The organism is Dietzia sp. Cai40 (genome assembly GCF_014145165.1).
Classification (GTDB): domain Bacteria; phylum Actinomycetota; class Actinomycetes; order Mycobacteriales; family Mycobacteriaceae; genus Dietzia; species Dietzia natronolimnaea.
Genome location: NZ_JAALEB010000351.1, coordinates 1 through 1,400, shown reverse-complemented (window position 1 = coordinate 1,400; position 1,400 = coordinate 1). Strand labels below are relative to the sequence as shown.

The 1,400-nt window shown below is 72.0% G+C and carries 2 protein-coding genes; both read left to right on the top strand.

All coding sequences use genetic code 11. From position 1 onward, the window contains the following. The coding region (locus tag G6022_RS13190; protein WP_182691737.1) for an FCD domain-containing protein at positions 1-764 on the top strand (764 nt) is incomplete at its 5' end. Next, positions 761-1,400: SDR family NAD(P)-dependent oxidoreductase (locus tag G6022_RS13185; RefSeq protein ID WP_182691735.1), on the top strand; the 640-nt coding region annotated here is incomplete at its 3' end. The genes G6022_RS13190 and G6022_RS13185, both read left to right, overlap by 4 nt.

The window sequence follows — 1,400 nt, the reverse complement described above, 5'->3', positions numbered from 1 at the left end:
CCTCCGCCGGCGCAGGGTCGCGCGGTCCCGCACGCCCGCAGCCGGCCATCGCCGCCAGGCCGGTCGGGTTCGAGTCCCGTGTCCCGGGTGCGTCCGGCCCCGGGTCCTCGCCGGGACAAGCGGCCGAGGACGAGGTCTCACCCCTCGCCGCCCGGCCGGTGGGATACGTCCCCCGACCCGTGACCCTGCACCCCGTCCCCCGGACCTCCGTCCCGCCGACGACGTCGTCCGCCCTGTCGCTACCCGGGGGCGAGCGGTCCGAGACGATCACGTCCTCGACCGGTGTCGTCAGCGGTGAGGTGCATCCCGGGATCGCCCACTCGGACGCCCAGTTCGACGCCCGGATGGCGCTCGAACTCGGAGCCGTCGAGCTCACCATGGGCCGACTCGACGCCGCTCGCCTCGCGGAGTTCCGCATGCTGGCGGAGTCGGCCAACCAGTACATCCAGGGGGATCGCTTTCTCGACCCGGCGCGCTTCACCGCCGCGAACGCGCAGTTCCACGAATACCTCTTCCGGTGCACCGGCAACGAGGCCCTCCTGCAGGCCTACCGGATCCTGGAGGTCACCCGGGTGATGAACAGTGTCCTCCCGGACGCCCGCTGGGTGTCCGAGGACATCGTGCCGGAGCACCTCGAGATCGTCACCGCGTTCGAGAACGGGGATCGCGACGCGGCACGCTACCTGATCCGGCGCCACACCGAACACGCCAAGGCGACCATGCGGGCCGCGCTCGCCGACTCGTCCGTCGGGGTGGCGTCGTGAGCGCCCCGGTCGGTGACCACGACGCCGTCCCACCCGTTCTCTCCCCCGGCCGTTTCGACGGCCTGTCCGTTCTCGTCACCGGAGCGGTTCAGGGAATCGGTCGTGCGGTCGCCGACCGGGTCGTCCGGGAGGGCGGACTGGTCACCGCCGTCGACCGCGCGGAGGCGATCACCGAGGTCGCCGAGGACCTGACCGCCGTGTCGCCGGACGGCCACAGGGTGACCACGGTGGTCGCCGACCTCGAGACGTTCCAGGGCGCACACGTCGCGGCCGAGGCCGCACTCTCCGCCCACGGCCGGATCGACGTACTGATCAACAACGTCGGTGGCACGATCTGGGCCCGGCCCTACCACGAGTACTCGCCGGAACAGATCGAGAAGGAGGTGCGTCGTTCGCTGTTCCCCACGATGTGGATGTGCCGCGCGGTCCTGCCGTCGATGGTCTCCGTCGAGGCCGGAACCATCGTCAACGTGTCCTCGGTGGCCACGCGCGGCGTCAACCGGGCCCCGTACGCGGCGTCCAAGGGCGGGGTGAACGGACTGACCACAGCGCTCGCGCTCGAGGCGGCTCCACACGGGATCCGGGTGGTGGCCACCGCTCCCGGCGGAACGCTCGCCCCGGCGCGCCGCATCTCCC